General features: G+C 53.9%; 8 protein-coding genes, 1 tRNA gene and 3 rRNA genes. 9 read left to right on the top strand and 3 right to left on the bottom strand.

All coding sequences use genetic code 11. The features are described 5' to 3' along the window. The first annotated feature begins 232 nt into the window (after positions 1-232). Both zraS and zraR read left to right on the top strand, forming a co-directional pair. Positions 233-1,630: a two-component system sensor histidine kinase ZraS gene (gene zraS / locus HVY19_RS19230; RefSeq protein WP_181682187.1), complete on the top strand. Its 1,398-nt coding sequence runs from the start codon at positions 233-235 to the stop codon at positions 1,628-1,630. Further along, positions 1,627-2,952: a sigma-54-dependent response regulator transcription factor ZraR gene (gene zraR, locus HVY19_RS19225; protein WP_181682186.1), complete on the top strand. Its 1,326-nt coding sequence runs from the start codon at positions 1,627-1,629 to the stop codon at positions 2,950-2,952. Before zraS ends, zraR begins: the two co-directional genes overlap by 4 nt. Here zraR and purD read toward each other — a convergent pair. Together purD and purH are read right to left on the bottom strand one after the other, a co-directional pair. Further along, entirely contained in the window at positions 2,949-4,238 is a 1,290-nt protein-coding gene (purD, locus tag HVY19_RS19220) for a phosphoribosylamine--glycine ligase (RefSeq protein WP_181682185.1), read from the bottom strand. The genes zraR and purD overlap by 4 nt on opposite strands. An 11-nt stretch (positions 4,239-4,249) precedes the next feature. After that, complete coding sequence (purH, locus tag HVY19_RS19215; protein WP_181682184.1) at positions 4,250-5,839, bottom strand: bifunctional phosphoribosylaminoimidazolecarboxamide formyltransferase/IMP cyclohydrolase; 1,590 nt, start codon at positions 5,837-5,839, stop codon at positions 4,250-4,252. Between the two features lie 627 nt (positions 5,840-6,466). Between purH and HVY19_RS19210 the strand changes: the two genes are divergently transcribed. From HVY19_RS19210 to rrf, 4 genes are all read left to right on the top strand, one after another. After that, positions 6,467-8,008: ribosomal RNA gene (locus HVY19_RS19210) — 16S ribosomal RNA — on the top strand. Between the two features lie 84 nt (positions 8,009-8,092). Next, positions 8,093-8,168 (top strand) — tRNA-Glu (locus tag HVY19_RS19205). Between the two features lie 318 nt (positions 8,169-8,486). Continuing rightward, a 23S ribosomal RNA gene (locus tag HVY19_RS19200) occupies positions 8,487-11,393 on the top strand. A gap of 198 nt (positions 11,394-11,591) precedes the next feature. Further along, positions 11,592-11,707, top strand: a 5S ribosomal RNA gene (gene rrf / locus HVY19_RS19195). Together the 16S, 23S and 5S rRNA genes with 1 tRNA gene alongside form the textbook arrangement of a ribosomal RNA operon. A gap of 95 nt (positions 11,708-11,802) precedes the next feature. Here rrf and HVY19_RS19190 read toward each other — a convergent pair. Continuing rightward, entirely contained in the window at positions 11,803-12,246 is a 444-nt protein-coding gene (locus HVY19_RS19190; RefSeq protein ID WP_181682183.1) for an acetyltransferase, read from the bottom strand. 156 nt (positions 12,247-12,402) lie between these two features. Between HVY19_RS19190 and metA the strand changes: the two genes are divergently transcribed. From metA to aceA, 3 genes are all read left to right on the top strand, one after another. Next, positions 12,403-13,332 carry a homoserine O-succinyltransferase gene (gene metA, locus HVY19_RS19185; RefSeq protein ID WP_181682182.1) on the top strand — a complete coding sequence of 310 codons (930 nt, stop codon included), beginning with the start codon at positions 12,403-12,405 and terminating at the stop codon, positions 13,330-13,332. A gap of 267 nt (positions 13,333-13,599) precedes the next feature. Next, the gene (gene aceB / locus HVY19_RS19180; RefSeq protein WP_181682181.1) at positions 13,600-15,201 is read left to right on the top strand and encodes a malate synthase A; all 1,602 of its coding nucleotides are present in this window, start codon (positions 13,600-13,602) and stop codon (positions 15,199-15,201) included. Positions 15,202-15,232: 31 nt separating this feature from the next. Continuing rightward, positions 15,233-16,537, top strand: a complete 1,305-nt coding sequence (gene aceA, locus HVY19_RS19175) for an isocitrate lyase (protein ID WP_181682180.1) — start codon at positions 15,233-15,235, stop codon at positions 16,535-16,537. Positions 16,538-16,591 lie beyond the last annotated feature (54 nt).

Raw genomic sequence — 16,591 nt, 5'->3', positions numbered from 1 at the left:
CTGCTTTTTGCATCTTCTGTGCCAGAAGTGTTTTCCCCGTGCGATGCGGGTTCTGGTCGCACGTCCGTTGGTGAAACGAGTAAAAATGACCCACCTGATTGACGCAGCGAGTCATTTTTACTCGTCTGTATCGGCGGTTTGTGTGGCAAGGCGGGGATATTGACAAAGAAAGCTGGCATGATTTCTGCTGAAACAAGGAATGTATGGGGTAACAGAGCGAGTGAATGGCGTTATGCAACAACATAAGGACACCGCTGCGAAATGGCTGAGCGGTTTGCTTCCCGCCGCGATACTGATTCTGGTCGGGTTGTTTGCCGTGATGGTCATTCGCGATTATGGCCGGGAAAGTGCTGCTGCCCGACAGACGCTCCTGGAAAAGGGCAGCGTGCTCATCCGCGCGCTGGAGTCCGGTACCCGTGTCGGCATGGGGATGCGAATGCACCACGCCCAGCAGCAGGCGCTGCTTGAAGAGATGGCGGGGCAGCCTGGCGTATTGTGGTTTGCCGTGACGGACGCGCAGGGCAACGTTGTCATGCACAGCGATCCGGGTCGGGTCGGTGAAATACTCTATACGGCTGACGCGTTGCAAAAATTAACGCCGAACGCAGAAGCGCAGTGGCGATCGATTGACGCGCTGGATGCGCAGGGGAATGCCGTTCCCGCACTGGAAATCTACCGCCAGTTCCAGCCGCTGTTTGTTTCGGGCGGTCACGGCATGGGCAACAGGATGCGTCACGCAGCCAGAACGATCGTTTCTGATCCGCAGTATATTTTTATCGCCTTTGATGCGCGCGACTTAGCGACCACCCAGGCGCGTGAGTGGCGCAATACGCTGATAATGCTGTTCGCGCTTTCCACCGTACTGCTGGCGACAATCCTGACCTTCTTCTGGTACCGGCGGTACAGGCGTTCTCGCCAGCTTTTACAGGACGAAATAAACCGTAAAGAGAAGCTGGTGGCGCTTGGTCACCTGGCGGCAGGCGTCGCGCATGAGATTCGCAATCCGCTCTCCTCCATTAAAGGGTTGGCAAAGTATTTTGCCGAACGCGCGCCCGCAGGGGGAGAAGCGCATGAGTTGGCGCAGGTGATGGCGAAAGAGGCCGACCGCTTAAACCGGGTGGTTAGCGAACTGCTGGAACTGGTGAAGCCCGCGCATTTATCCCTACAAACGGTGGATCTGAACGAGGTCATCGCACACTCTCTGCAACTGATAAGCCAGGATGCTCATAGCAGGGAGATTGTGCTGCAATTTATGCCTGACGCAGCGCTGCCCAGGGTTCAGGCCGACCCGGACCGATTGACCCAGGTGCTGTTGAATCTGTATCTGAATGCGATTCATGCCATCGACCATCAGGGGACCATCCGCATTGAGGCGAGCGCAGGCGGTGCCGAACGGGTTAAAATCACTGTCACAGACAGTGGAAAAGGGATCGCCCCGGAGCAACTGGACGCCATTTTCACCCCCTATTTCACCACCAAAGCAGACGGGACGGGGCTGGGGCTGGCGGTCGTACAGAACATCATCGAACAACACGGTGGGACCATTCACGCGGACAGTCCGGCAGGTAAAGGCGCCATTTTCACTATCTGGCTACCGGTGACAGGCAAACGTAAGGATCCACAAGGATGATTCGCCCAAAGATTGACATACTGGTGGTCGATGACGACATCAGCCACTGCACAATTCTACAGGCTTTACTGCGCGGCTGGGGCTATGACGTCGCGCTGGCCTATAGCGGACGCGCGGCGCTGGATAAAGTTCGCGAGCATGTTTATGACCTTGTGCTGTGCGATGTGCGCATGGCGGAAATGGATGGCATAGAAACGCTTAAAGAGATCAAAGCGCTGAACCCGGCGATTCCGGTCTTGATTATGACGGCTTACTCCAGCGTGGAAACCGCCGTCGAAGCGCTGAAAACCGGCGCGCTGGATTACCTCATCAAGCCGTTGGACTTTGACCGTCTTCAGGAGACGCTGGAAAACGCCCTGGCGCATACGCGAGATTCCACCAGCGAGCTGCCCTCGGTGTCCGCCACGCAGTTTGGCATGGTCGGCGAAAGCCCGGCGATGCAGCAACTCCTGAGTGAAATTGCGATGGTTGCTCCATCAGACGCCACGGTACTGATTCACGGCGACTCCGGTACCGGCAAAGAGTTAGTGGCGCGAGCCCTGCATGCCAGCAGTGCGCGTCGCGACAAGCCGCTGGTGACGCTTAACTGTGCCGCGCTGAATGAGTCACTTCTGGAATCTGAACTGTTCGGTCATGAAAAAGGAGCATTTACCGGGGCCGACCGGCGGCGGGAAGGGCGTTTTGTCGAAGCCGACGGCGGCACGCTGTTTCTCGATGAAATTGGCGATATTTCACCCTTGATGCAGGTACGCTTACTTCGGGCGATTCAGGAGCGTGAAGTGCAGCGCGTCGGGAGTAATCAGACGCTTTCCGTCGACGTCCGCCTGATTGCTGCAACGCACCGTGATCTGGCCGAAGAGGTTAACGCCGGCCGTTTTCGTCAGGATCTGTATTATCGTCTGAACGTGGTGGCCATTGAAATGCCGTCGTTACGTCAGCGCCGGGAGGATATTCCCTTACTGGCTGACTACTTTCTCCGTCGCTTTGCCGAGCGCAATCGCAAAGCAGTCAAAGGCTTTACGCCACGCGCGATGGATCTGCTGATTCATTACGACTGGCCGGGCAATATTCGCGAACTGGAAAACGCGATAGAGCGTGCGGTCGTTCTGCTGCACGGGGAGTACATCTCTGAACGCGAGCTGCCGCTGGCTATTGCTAACACGGCAATCCCCTTGATACGGGAAGACGTTATACAACCGCTGGTGGAAGTGGAAAAAGAGGTGATTCTGGCGGCGCTGGAGAAAACGGGCGGCAACAAAACAGAAGCCGCCCGTCAGTTAGGGATTACGCGCAAAACGCTGCTTGCGAAACTGTCGCGTTAATTCTGCTCGCGCTCAATGGCGCGCCAGCCGATGTCTTTGCGGCAGAAACAATCGTCCCAGTGGATATCGCGCATTAAGGCGTAAGCACGTTTCTGCGCTTCAGCCACGGTATGACCCAGCGCAGTGGCACACAGAACGCGACCGCCGCTGGTGACAACCTGTTCGTTATCCGCCAGCTTCGTGCCGGCGTGGAACACTTTGCCGTCCGCGACTTCTTCCAGCGGCAGGCCGTGGATCACATCGCCCGTGCGGTAATCGCCAGGATAACCTCCTGCCGCGATCACCACGCCCAGTGAAGCGCGCTCATCCCACTCAGACTTCTGCTCGTCCAGTTTGCCTTCACAGGCAGCCAGACAAAGTTCGACCAGATCGGACTTCATGCGCAGCATAATCGGTTGGGTTTCCGGATCGCCAAAGCGGCAGTTAAATTCAATAACCTTCGGGTTGCCCTGCTTGTCGATCATCAGACCCGCATACAGGAAACCGGTATAAGTATTGCCTTCTGCCGCCATGCCTTTTACGGTTGGCCAGATGATGCGTTCCATGGTGCGCTGGTGGACTTCATCGGTCACTACCGGTGCCGGAGAATACGCGCCCATGCCGCCTGTGTTTGGTCCGGTGTCTTTATCGCCAACGCGTTTGTGATCCTGGCTGGTGGCCATTGGCAGGACATGCTCGCCGTCGACCATCACAATGAAGCTCGCTTCTTCACCGTCAAGAAACTCTTCAATCACAATGCGGTGACCCGCGTCGCCAAAGGCGTTACCTGCAAGCATGTCATGCACGGCGGCTTCAGCTTCGGCAAGCGTCATCGCGACAATTACGCCTTTACCGGCGGCCAGACCATCGGCCTTAATGACGATAGGTGCGCCTTTCTCCCGCAGGTAGGCCAGCGCAGGTTCTATTTCGGTGAAGTTCTGGTACTCGGCAGTAGGGATCTGATGGCGCGCAAGGAAATCCTTAGTGAACGCTTTCGAGCCTTCAAGCTGCGCTGCCCCTTCGGTTGGTCCGAATATTTTCAAACCCGCAGCGCGGAAGGTATCCACCACGCCAATTACCAGCGGCGCTTCCGGACCAACGATGGTCAGGTCGATCTTCTCGCTCTGCGCAAAGTTCAGTAGTGCCGGAATATCGGTAGCGCTAATGGCGACGTTTTGCAGGGTCGGTTCCAGCGCGGTACCGGCGTTACCTGGCGCGACAAACACGGTTGTCACTTTTGGCGACTGGGCTGCTTTCCACGCCAGTGCGTGCTCGCGCCCGCCGTTGCCAATCACTAATACTTTCATGTTTCGCTCCATTAATGGCGGAAGTGGCGCATGTCGGTGAAGATCATCGCAATACCGTGCTCATCAGCGGCGGCAATCACTTCATCATCACGGATGGAACCGCCAGGCTGGATAACGCAGCTCACGCCAACGGCGGCAGCGGCGTCAATGCCATCGCGGAACGGGAAGAAGGCATCAGACGCCATGGCGGAACCTTTCACTTCCAGTCCCTCATCAGCAGCTTTAATGCCTGCAATTTTCGCGGAGTAGACGCGGCTCATCTGGCCTGCGCCGATGCCGATGGTCATATTCTCTTTGGCGTAGACAATGGCGTTGGATTTAACGAATTTCGCCACTTTCCAGCAGAACAGCGCATCACGCAGTTCCTGCTCGGTGGGCTGGCGCTTCGTGACGACACGCAGTTCACCCGCAGTGACCATTCCCAGGTCACGGTCCTGAACCAGCAAACCGCCGTTGACGCGTTTGAAGTCCAGACCCGGTACGCGCTCTGCCCACTGACCGCAGGTCAGGACGCGAACGTTCTGTTTGGCGGCGGTGATTTTCAGCGCGTCTTCGGTAGCAGACGGCGCGATGATCACTTCGACAAACTGGCGGGAGATAATTGCCTGCGCGGTTTCGGCATCCAGCTCGCGGTTAAAGGCGATAATGCCGCCGAACGCGGAGGTCGGGTCGGTTTTATATGCGCGATCGTAAGCGTCCAGAATAGAGGTGCTTACCGCCACGCCGCATGGGTTGGCGTGCTTAACGATAACGCAGGCTGGCTCGTTGAACTCTTTCACACATTCCAGCGCAGCGTCGGTATCGGCGATGTTGTTGTAGGAGAGTGCTTTGCCCTGAACTTGCTGTGCGGTGGCAACGGAAGCTTCTTTTACATTCTCTTCTATATAGAAGGCAGCCTGCTGGTGGCTGTTCTCGCCGTAGCGCATATCCTGCTTCTTAATGAAGTTCAGGTTCAGTGTACGCGGGAAGCGTCCGGCAGCGTCTTTACTTTCGCCGTGATAAGCCGGAACCATGCTGCCGAAGTAGTTGGCGATCATGCTGTCGTAGGCGGCGGTGTGCTCGAAAGCTTTAATGGCGAGATCGAAACGGGTATCGAGAGTCAGCGAGCCTTCATTGGCATCCATCTCTTTAATAATGGCGTCGTAGTCACTGCTCTTCACCACGATGGCGACATCTTTATGGTTCTTCGCTGCGGAGCGAACCATGGTCGGGCCGCCGATATCAATGTTTTCTACCGCATCTTCCAGCGAGCAGCCTTCACGTGCGACGGTCTCGGCGAACGGATAAAGATTCACGACGACCATGTCGATGGGGGCGATACCGTGCTGTTCCATAATCCCATCATCCTGACCACGACGACCAAGAATACCGCCGTGGACTTTCGGATGCAGGGTCTTCACGCGTCCATCCATCATTTCCGGGAAACCGGTGTAATCGGAAACTTCGGTCACTGGCAGACCTTTTTCTGCTAACAGACGGGCGGTGCCCCCTGTAGACAGAAGCTCCACACCGCGAGCGGAAAGTGCCTGGGCGAATTCAACGATACCGGCTTTGTCAGAAACACTGAGCAGAGCGCGGCGGACTGGACGACGTTGTTGCATGGTAAATCCCCTGGATTTGACTATTACAGAGAGCGTTAGCTGAATTTTTCGTGAAAAACTCAGCTAACGCCCCTTACGGGGCATCTTAGTTTTGCGGTGGGCATTGTAACGAAAACGTTTGCGCAACGCTCGCGAATTTTTCTGTTTCGATATTGGCGTTAATTTTCCTTCTATAGATAGCCGCTCTGGACGGTGAGATCCGCGAAAGGAATCGTGCAATTGTGGATAAGTCTGTGTGTAAAAGGGTATAAAGCGGGGTTTTGCTGGGGAATGCAGCAGTCAGTCATTTTTCTGCAATTTTTCTATTGCGGATGCTCGGGAACTCCCTATAATGCGCCTCCATCGACACGGCGGATGTGAATCACTTCACAGAAAAACGCCAGTGGCGATGAAGAGAAAAATCCTGAAATTCAGGGTTGACTCTGAAAGAGGAAAGCGTAATATACGCCACCTCGCGACAGAGCGCTGAAGCGCGTCGCAACTGCTCTTTAACAATTTATCAGACAATCTGTGTGGGCACTCAAAGTGACATGGATTCTTAATGTCCTCGGACACTAAATGAATACCAAGTCTCAAAGAGTGAACACGTAATTCATTACGAAGTTTAATTCTACGAGCATCAAACTTAAATTGAAGAGTTTGATCATGGCTCAGATTGAACGCTGGCGGCAGGCCTAACACATGCAAGTCGAACGGTAACAGGAAGCAGCTTGCTGCTTTGCTGACGAGTGGCGGACGGGTGAGTAATGTCTGGGAAACTGCCCGATGGAGGGGGATAACTACTGGAAACGGTAGCTAATACCGCATAACGTCGCAAGACCAAAGAGGGGGACCTTCGGGCCTCTTGCCATCGGATGTGCCCAGATGGGATTAGCTTGTTGGTGAGGTAACGGCTCACCAAGGCGACGATCCCTAGCTGGTCTGAGAGGATGACCAGCCACACTGGAACTGAGACACGGTCCAGACTCCTACGGGAGGCAGCAGTGGGGAATATTGCACAATGGGCGCAAGCCTGATGCAGCCATGCCGCGTGTATGAAGAAGGCCTTCGGGTTGTAAAGTACTTTCAGCGGGGAGGAAGGTGTTGAGGTTAATAACCTCAGCAATTGACGTTACCCGCAGAAGAAGCACCGGCTAACTCCGTGCCAGCAGCCGCGGTAATACGGAGGGTGCAAGCGTTAATCGGAATTACTGGGCGTAAAGCGCACGCAGGCGGTCTGTCAAGTCGGATGTGAAATCCCCGGGCTCAACCTGGGAACTGCATTCGAAACTGGCAGGCTAGAGTCTTGTAGAGGGGGGTAGAATTCCAGGTGTAGCGGTGAAATGCGTAGAGATCTGGAGGAATACCGGTGGCGAAGGCGGCCCCCTGGACAAAGACTGACGCTCAGGTGCGAAAGCGTGGGGAGCAAACAGGATTAGATACCCTGGTAGTCCACGCCGTAAACGATGTCGACTTGGAGGTTGTGCCCTTGAGGCGTGGCTTCCGGAGCTAACGCGTTAAGTCGACCGCCTGGGGAGTACGGCCGCAAGGTTAAAACTCAAATGAATTGACGGGGGCCCGCACAAGCGGTGGAGCATGTGGTTTAATTCGATGCAACGCGAAGAACCTTACCTGGTCTTGACATCCACAGAAGAATCCAGAGATGGATTTGTGCCTTCGGGAACTGTGAGACAGGTGCTGCATGGCTGTCGTCAGCTCGTGTTGTGAAATGTTGGGTTAAGTCCCGCAACGAGCGCAACCCTTATCCTTTGTTGCCAGCGGTCCGGCCGGGAACTCAAAGGAGACTGCCAGTGATAAACTGGAGGAAGGTGGGGATGACGTCAAGTCATCATGGCCCTTACGACCAGGGCTACACACGTGCTACAATGGCATATACAAAGAGAAGCGACCTCGCGAGAGCAAGCGGACCTCATAAAGTATGTCGTAGTCCGGATTGGAGTCTGCAACTCGACTCCATGAAGTCGGAATCGCTAGTAATCGTGGATCAGAATGCCACGGTGAATACGTTCCCGGGCCTTGTACACACCGCCCGTCACACCATGGGAGTGGGTTGCAAAAGAAGTAGGTAGCTTAACCTTCGGGAGGGCGCTTACCACTTTGTGATTCATGACTGGGGTGAAGTCGTAACAAGGTAACCGTAGGGGAACCTGCGGTTGGATCACCTCCTTACCTTAAAGAACCTGCCTTTGTAGTGTCCACACAGATTGTCTGATGAAAAGTAAATAGCAAGGCGTCTTGCGATTGAGACTTTACGTCCCCTTCGTCTAGAGGCCCAGGACACCGCCCTTTCACGGCGGTAACAGGGGTTCGAATCCCCTAGGGGACGCCACTTGCTGGTTTGTGAGTGAAAGTCACCGGCCGTCATATCTCAAAACTGACTTACGAGTCATGTTTGAGATATTTGCTCTTTAAAAATCTGGATCAAGCTGAAAATTGAAACGACACACAGTCAATGTGTGTTCGAGTCTCTCAAATTTTCGCAATCAGAAGATAACCTGTAAAAGGTGAAGTGAGCGAAGTGAAGACAAGGCGTACCGCACGCAGCGAGCGCAGTGGACTTAATGTCCATGAGCATCGCGAGTACGGAACAACGCAGTATTCACAACGCGCAACAAACCGGACAGAACAAGACATCTTCGGGTTGTGAGGTTAAGCGACTAAGCGTACACGGTGGATGCCCTGGCAGTCAGAGGCGATGAAGGACGTGCTAATCTGCGAAAAGCGTCGGTAAGGTGATATGAACCGTTATAGCCGGCGATGTCCGAATGGGGAAACCCAGTGCAATTCGTTGCACTATCGTTAACTGAATACATAGGTTAACGAGGCGAACCGGGGGAACTGAAACATCTAAGTACCCCGAGGAAAAGAAATCAACCGAGATTCCCCCAGTAGCGGCGAGCGAACGGGGAGCAGCCCAGAGCCTGAATCAGCATATGTGGTAGTGGAACGGTCTGGAAAGGCCGGCGATACAGGGTGACAGCCCCGTACACAAAATCACACATGTTGTGAGCTCGATGAGTAGGGCGGGACACGTGGTATCCTGTCTGAATATGGGGGGACCATCCTCCAAGGCTAAATACTCCTGACTGACCGATAGTGAACCAGTACCGTGAGGGAAAGGCGAAAAGAACCCCGGCGAGGGGAGTGAAAAAGAACCTGAAACCGTGTACGTACAAGCAGTGGGAGCCTCTTTTATGGGGTGACTGCGTACCTTTTGTATAATGGGTCAGCGACTTATATTCTGTAGCAAGGTTAACCGAATAGGGGAGCCGAAGGGAAACCGAGTCTTAACTGGGCGTTAAGTTGCAGGGTATAGACCCGAAACCCGGTGATCTAGCCATGGGCAGGTTGAAGGTTGGGTAACACTAACTGGAGGACCGAACCGACTAATGTTGAAAAATTAGCGGATGACTTGTGGCTGGGGGTGAAAGGCCAATCAAACCGGGAGATAGCTGGTTCTCCCCGAAAGCTATTTAGGTAGCGCCTCGTGAATTCATCTTCGGGGGTAGAGCACTGTTTCGGCTAGGGGGTCATCCCGACTTACCAACCCGATGCAAACTACGAATACCGAAGAATGTTATCACGGGAGACACACGGCGGGTGCTAACGTCCGTCGTGAAGAGGGAAACAACCCAGACCGCCAGCTAAGGTCCCAAAGTCATGGTTAAGTGGGAAACGATGTGGGAAGGCTCAGACAGCCAGGATGTTGGCTTAGAAGCAGCCATCATTTAAAGAAAGCGTAATAGCTCACTGGTCGAGTCGGCCTGCGCGGAAGATGTAACGGGGCTAAACCATGCACCGAAGCTGCGGCAGCGACACTATGTGTTGTTGGGTAGGGGAGCGTTCTGTAAGCCTGTGAAGGTGTACTGTGAGGTATGCTGGAGGTATCAGAAGTGCGAATGCTGACATAAGTAACGATAAAGCGGGTGAAAAGCCCGCTCGCCGGAAGACCAAGGGTTCCTGTCCAACGTTAATCGGGGCAGGGTGAGTCGACCCCTAAGGCGAGGCCGAAAGGCGTAGTCGATGGGAAACAGGTTAATATTCCTGTACCTGGTGTTACTGCGAAGGGGGGACGGAGAAGGCTATGTTGGCCGGGCGACGGTTGTCCCGGTTTAAGCGTGTAGGTGTGTGTACCAGGTAAATCCGGTTCACTTTAACACTGAGGCGTGATGACGAGGCACTACGGTGCTGAAGTGACAAATGCCCTGCTTCCAGGAAAAGCCTCTAAGCATCAGGTAACATCAGATCGTACCCCAAACCGACACAGGTGGTCAGGTAGAGAATACCAAGGCGCTTGAGAGAACTCGGGTGAAGGAACTAGGCAAAATGGTGCCGTAACTTCGGGAGAAGGCACGCTGATATGTAGGTGAAGCGACGTGCTCGTGGAGCTGAAATCAGTCGAAGATACCAGCTGGCTGCAACTGTTTATTAAAAACACAGCACTGTGCAAACACGAAAGTGGACGTATACGGTGTGACGCCTGCCCGGTGCCGGAAGGTTAATTGATGGGGTTATCCGTAAGGAGAAGCTCTTGATCGAAGCCCCGGTAAACGGCGGCCGTAACTATAACGGTCCTAAGGTAGCGAAATTCCTTGTCGGGTAAGTTCCGACCTGCACGAATGGCGTAATGATGGCCAGGCTGTCTCCACCCGAGACTCAGTGAAATTGAACTCGCTGTGAAGATGCAGTGTACCCGCGGCAAGACGGAAAGACCCCGTGAACCTTTACTATAGCTTGACACTGAACACTGGTCCTTGATGTGTAGGATAGGTGGGAGGCTTTGAAGCGTGGACGCCAGTCTGCGTGGAGCCGCCCTTGAAATACCACCCTTTAATGGCTGGTGTTCTAACGTAGGCCCGTGATCCGGGTTGCGGACAGTGTCTGGTGGGTAGTTTGACTGGGGCGGTCTCCTCCTAAAGAGTAACGGAGGAGCACGAAGGTTAGCTAATCCTGGTCGGACATCAGGAGGTTAGTGCAAAGGCATAAGCTAGCTTGACTGCGAGCGTGACGGCGCGAGCAGGTGCGAAAGCAGGTCTTAGTGATCCGGTGGTTCTGAATGGAAGGGCCATCGCTCAACGGATAAAAGGTACTCCGGGGATAACAGGCTGATACCGCCCAAGAGTTCATATCGACGGCGGTGTTTGGCACCTCGATGTCGGCTCATCACATCCTGGGGCTGAAGTAGGTCCCAAGGGTATGGCTGTTCGCCATTTAAAGTGGTACGCGAGCTGGGTTTAGAACGTCGTGAGACAGTTCGGTCCCTATCTGCCGTGGGCGCTGGAGAATTGAGGGGGGCTGCTCCTAGTACGAGAGGACCGGAGTGGACGCATCACTGGTGTTCGGGTTGTCATGCCAATGGCACTGCCCGGTAGCTAAATGCGGAAGAGATAAGTGCTGAAAGCATCTAAGCACGAAACTTGCCCCGAGATGAGTTCTCCCTGAGACTATAAGTCTCCTGAAGGAACGTTGAAGACGACGACGTTGATAGGCCGGGTGTGTAAGCGCAGCGATGCGTTGAGCTAACCGGTACTAATGAACCGTGAGGCTTAACCTTACAACGCCGAAGATGTTTTGGCGGAATTGAGAGAATTTTCAGCTTTGATTACAGATTGTAGTGCGCAATAGTTTGCGCAGCGGCAAGGCGGCAAGTGAAGCGACGGAAGGAGCATACATAAGTATGTGACTGAGGTTCGCGAATGCGGCCAACGCAGCTGATGCGATAAAATATTGCGTACTGAGCACAAAGAATTTGCCTGGCGGCTTTAGCGCGGTGGTCCCACCTGACCCCATGCCGAACTCAGAAGTGAAACGCCGTAGCGCCGATGGTAGTGTGGGGTCTCCCCATGTGAGAGTAGGGAACTGCCAGGCATCAAATAAGTGAAGAGCCCATCCTGACGGATGGGCTTTTTGCGTTTTTGCCCCGCAGAGCAGAGTTGCCGGATGGCAACTCTGCCTTATCCGGCCTACAGCGTGCAATAAGCCAGGTTTAACAACGGATGCGGGCGCCCCAAATCATCCACTTCTGAACGACCTGTCACTTGGAATCCCATCTTTTTATAAAACCCAACGGCCTGTTCGTTCTGTTCATTCACATTGGTCGTCAAATGAGGTGCCAGCGTAAGCGCATGCTCTATCAACATCTTACCTACGCCACAGCCGCGCACGTCCGGATCGACAAACAGCGCATCCATATGCTCCCCTGTAAGCAGCATAAACGCGATGGGCTCATCCTTCTCATTGGCAGCCACCCACAGTGGTGCTTCAGGTAGAAAAGAACGCACCAGTTCTTCAAGTTCAATTCGGTACTCTTTAGACAGAAAATCATGCGTGGCATCAACCGAACGACACCAGATAGCCACCAATTTCTCCCCTTCATCATGCCGCGATCGGCGAATGGAAATAACCATAATCTCTCCTTTTTCTCCTGCTTATAGTCTAATACATATGTCGTCGTGAAACTTTCTCACCTTTCACATGCAGACTCGACATTCAGGTTAATTCTCGGTATCTTCAGCTATCTGGATGTCTAAACGTTTAAACGTATGTAGTGAGGTTATCAGGTTATGCCGATTCGCGTGCTGGACGAGCTACCCGCCGTCAATTTCTTGCGTGAGGAAAATGTCTTTGTTATGACAACCTCTCGCGCTTCAGGTCAGGAAATTCGTCCGCTAAAGGTGCTCATCCTCAACCTGATGCCAAAGAAAATCGAAACTGAAAATCAGTTCTTACGGCTGCTCTCAAACTCTCCGCTGCAGGTCGATGTGCAACTGCTGCGGATTGACGCGCGTGAATCGCGTAATACGCCAGCGGAGCATCTGAACAATTTTTACTGCAACTTTGAAGATATCTGCGATCAAAACTTCGATGGTCTAATCGTCACCGGTGCGCCGCTGGGTCTGGTGGAATTCAATGATGTCGCCTATTGGCCACAGATCAAACAGGTGCTTGAATGGGCGAAAGACCACGTCACGTCCACCCTGTTTGTCTGTTGGGCGGTACAGGCCGCGCTGAACATCCTTTACGGTATTCCTAAACAAACCCGCACAGACAAACTTTCCGGCGTCTACGAGCATCACATTCTTCATCCCCACGCGCTGTTGACGCGCGGTTTTGATGACTCGTTCCTGGCGCCGCATTCACGTTATGCCGATTTCCCGGCAGCGTTAATTCGGGAATATACCGACCTCGAGATCCTTGCCGAGACAGAGAATGGCGATGCGTATCTGTTTGCCAGCAAAGATAAGCGTATCGCGTTTGTCACCGGACACCCGGAATACGATGCCAACACGCTCGCGAGTGAATATTTTCGCGATGTCGAAGCGGGGCTAACGCCGGAAGTTCCGTACAACTATTTCCCGAAGGACGATCCGCAAAACAAACCCCGAGCGACCTGGCGAAGCCACGGCAATTTGCTGTTTACTAACTGGCTCAACTATTACGTCTACCAGATCACGCCATACGATCTGCGTCACATGAATCCAACATTGGATTAATCGTCTATGACGGACGATCCTAAAGCGTTTCAGCATCTTGAAACAGGCACCTTCGGGTGCCTTTTTTATTTCCGAAATTCGCCTCATCTTGTAATTAAACTTTATCTTTATTGTTATCAATAGGTTAATTGATAATTAATTCAAAAATGGAAATTGTTTTTGATTTTGGAATTTAATTGAGTAGTCTTAGTTGTGCTGAACGAAAAGCGCACAACGATCCTTCGTTCGCATTGGGATGTGATCTGAACAATGACGAGGAGTTAAAGAATGAATCAACAGGCAACAACCACCGATGAATTGATCTTCACCAGACCATTCGGTGAGGCAGAGAATCAGATCCTCACCGCAGATGCCGTAGAATTTCTCACCGAACTGGTGGTGCGCTTTACGCCTAAGCGGAACAAACTGCTGGCAGCGCGTATTCAGCAGCAGCAGGATATTGATGATGGCAAGCTGCCAGATTTCATTTCGGAAACGGCTTCCATTCGTAACGGTGACTGGAAGATTCGCGGTATTCCTGAAGATTTGCAGGATCGCCGGGTAGAGATCACCGGGCCGGTTGAACGCAAGATGGTTATCAACGCTCTGAACGCTAACGTGAAAGTGTTTATGGCCGACTTTGAGGATTCACTGGCACCAGAGTGGAACAAAGTCATCGACGGGCATATTAATCTGCGAGATGCGGTTAACGGCACCATCAGCTACACCAACGAAGCCGGTAAAATCTATCAGTTGAAGCCAGATCCGGCGCTCCTGATTTGCCGTGTTCGTGGACTGCACCTGCCAGAAAAACACGTCACCTGGCGCGGCGAAGCCATCCCTGGCAGTTTGATCGACTTTGCGCTCTATTTCTTCCATAACTACCAGGCGTTGCTGGCGAAAGGCAGCGGCCCCTATTTTTACCTGCCGAAAACACAGGCATGGCAGGAAGCGGCCTGGTGGAGCGACGTATTCAGCTATGCTGAAGATCGTTTCAACCTGCCGCGCGGCACGATCAAAGCCACGCTGCTGATCGAAACCCTGCCCGCGGTTTTCCAGATGGATGAGATCCTCCATGCGCTGCGCGATCACATCGTGGGTCTGAACTGCGGTCGCTGGGATTATATTTTCAGCTATATCAAAACGTTGAAGAATCATCCCGACCGCGTCCTGCCGGACCGTCAGGTTGTGACGATGGACAAGCCATTCCTCAGCGCCTATTCACGTCTGCTGATCAAAACCTGCCACAAACGCGGTGCCTTCGCGATGGGCGGTATGGCGGCGTTTATTCCGAGCAAAGATGCCGAGCGTAATACTCAGGTGCTTAACAAAGTGAAAGCCGACAAAGCGCTGGAAGCCAGCAACGGTCACGACGGAACCTGGATCGCGCATCCGGGGCTGGCAGATACCGCAATGGCGGTATTCAACGACGTGCTGGGCGAAAACAAAAACCAGCTTTTCGTCACCCGCGAAGACGATGCGCCGATTACCGCTGAACAGCTTCTGGCACCGTGTGAAGGCGAACGCACTGAAGAAGGGATGCGCGCCAACATTCGCGTTGCCGTGCAGTACATCGAAGCGTGGATCTCCGGCAACGGCTGCGTACCGATTTATGGCCTGATGGAAGATGCCGCAACGGCGGAAATCTCCCGTACCTCCATCTGGCAGTGGATCCACCACGAGAAAACGCTGAGCAACGGCAAACCGGTTACCAAAGCCCTGTTCCGCCAGATGCTGGCTGAAGAGATGCGGGTGATTCAGGAGGAGTTGGGCGAACACCGCTACAGCAGCGGCCGCTTCGACGATGCCGCACGCCTGATGGAGCAGATCACCACCTCTGACGAATTAATCGACTTCCTGACCTTGCCAGGCTACCGCCTGCTGGCGTAATTCACCACATGACAATATGGAGCATCTGCACATGAAAACCCGTACTCAACAAATTGAAGAATTACAAAAAGAATGGACCCAACCGCGCTGGGAAGGCATTACCCGTCCATATAGCGCGGAGGAAGTGGTGAAATTACGCGGCTCGGTCAACCCGGAATGCACACTGGCGCAACTGGGCGCTGCCAAAATGTGGCGTCTGCTGCACGGCGAATCCAAAAAAGGCTATATCAATAGCCTCGGCGCGCTGACCGGCGGTCAGGCATTGCAACAGGCGAAAGCGGGCATTGAAGCGGTCTATCTGTCGGGCTGGCAGGTCGCGGCGGACGCCAACCTGGCTTCCAGCATGTACCCGGATCAGTCCCTCTACCCGGCGAACTCCGTTCCGGCGGTCGTGGATCGGATCAACAACACCTTTCGCCGCGCGGATCAGATCCAATGGTCCAGCGGCATTGAGCCCAACGATCCTCGGTATGTAGATTACTTCCTGCCGATCGTGGCTGATGCTGAAGCCGGATTTGGCGGTGTGTTAAACGCCTTTGAACTGATGAAATCGATGATTGAAGCCGGTGCAGCGGCTGTTCACTTCGAAGATCAGCTGGCGTCAGTGAAGAAGTGCGGGCATATGGGCGGTAAAGTGCTGGTACCGACGCAGGAAGCCATTCAGAAACTGGTGGCGGCGCGTCTGGCTGCGGATGTGATGGGCGTCCCGACGCTGGTCATTGCTCGTACCGATGCTGACGCGGCGGACCTGATCACTTCCGATTGCGACCCGTATGACAGCGAATTCATTACCGGTGAGCGCACCAGTGAAGGGTTCTTCCGTACGCGCGCTGGCATTGAACAGGCAATCAGCCGTGGCCTGGCCTACGCGCCGTATGCGGACCTGGTATGGTGCGAAACCTCCACGCCGGATCTGGAACTGGCGAAGCGCTTTGCCGACGCCATTCATGCGAAATACCCGGGCAAACTGCTGGCCTATAACTGCTCGCCGTCGTTCAACTGGCAGAAAAACCTGGATGATAAAACTATCGCCAGCTTCCAGCAGCAACTGTCCGACATGGGTTACAAATACCAGTTCATCACCCTGGCGGGGATTCACAGCATGTGGTTCAACATGTTCGACCTGGCGCGTTCCTACGCACAAGGCGAGGGCATGAAGCACTACGTGGAGAAGGTTCAACAGCCGGAGTTCGCCGCTGGCAAAGACGGTTATACCTTCGTTTCCCACCAGCAGGAGGTGGGCACCGGCTATTTCGACAAGGTCACCACCATTATTCAGGGCGGCACATCTTCAGTCACCGCATTGACGGGCTCGACGGAAGAATCGCAGTTCTGATGATCTGATGCCCGGTGGCGCGATGCTTACCGGGCCTACGAAAGCGTGTAGGCC

Source organism: Citrobacter sp. RHB25-C09 (assembly GCF_013836145.1).
Lineage (GTDB): Bacteria > Pseudomonadota > Gammaproteobacteria > Enterobacterales > Enterobacteriaceae > Citrobacter_A.
The sequence above is the reverse complement of the archived record's forward strand: the minus strand, read 5'-3'. Positions and strand labels throughout refer to the sequence as shown.